The sequence below is a fragment of the Streptomyces sp. B93 genome (assembly GCF_018070565.1).
Taxonomy (GTDB): Bacteria; Actinomycetota; Actinomycetes; order Streptomycetales; family Streptomycetaceae; genus Streptomyces.
Window position 1 is genome coordinate 1 of record NZ_JAGPXL010000124.1, and the last position, 793, is coordinate 793.

Consider the following 793-nt stretch of genomic DNA (forward strand, 5'->3'; position numbering starts at 1 on the left):
GTAGTCGGTGCGCTTGTTGCCGGACGCCGAGTTGATCGGCGTCTTCACCTGCGCCTGGACGGTGACCGTGTCACCGGGGACGACGTCCTTGGGCAGGGCCGTCCGGGCCTGGTTGCCGCCGGTGGTGACGTCGGTGCCGTCGGGCAGCGCCCAGGTGTAGGACAGCGCCCGGTCGGCGGCCCGCCACACGGTGTCGGTGGTGTTGGTGAGCGTGAACTCCACGCTGTAGTCGGAGTTCGGGGTCATCCGCGCCGGAGTCTTCGGCGCGTGGTACGTCGAGGCGGTGGTCGCGTCGATGTACGTCACGACCATGCGCGGACGCAGCCGCTTCTCGCCCGCCTCGGACGACAGGAACACCGTCCGCTCCTGCTGAACCGACTCGTCCTGCATCTTCAGCAGCACACCCCGGTCGCTGCCGGGGTCGCGCACCCAGTCCTGGACCAGGCTGGTGGCGCTCCAGTCCTGGCGCGACGGGTCGTTGCTCATCGCCGGGACGGTGTCCGAGACAGCGGTGCCGTAGTCGCCGCCCGCGGTCGTCCAGTTGGTGGTGGCGTCGGCCTTGGTCCAGGTGGCGGTGGCCTCGTCGAAGTCACGGGTCAGCGGGCGCATCTCGTAGACCGCGCCGGAGGCCCCGGTGGTCGTCTGGGTGCCCCACAGCCGGACGGAGGCGTCCAGGACCCGGGCCGAGCTGGGGATGTCCAGGTCGGGGAACTTCAGCGCCGTACGCGTGGTGCCGTAGGCGGTGGAGTTGTTGCCGACCGTCAGCCAGGGCTGCGGCACCCCGTCGGTGATC

Annotated in this window: 1 protein-coding gene; it reads right to left on the bottom strand. The window is 70.6% G+C overall.

The features are described 5' to 3' along the window. Positions 1-793 (bottom strand): DNRLRE domain-containing protein (locus tag KBY47_RS36215; protein ID WP_210928890.1); only part of this gene is annotated, 793 nt, incomplete at both ends.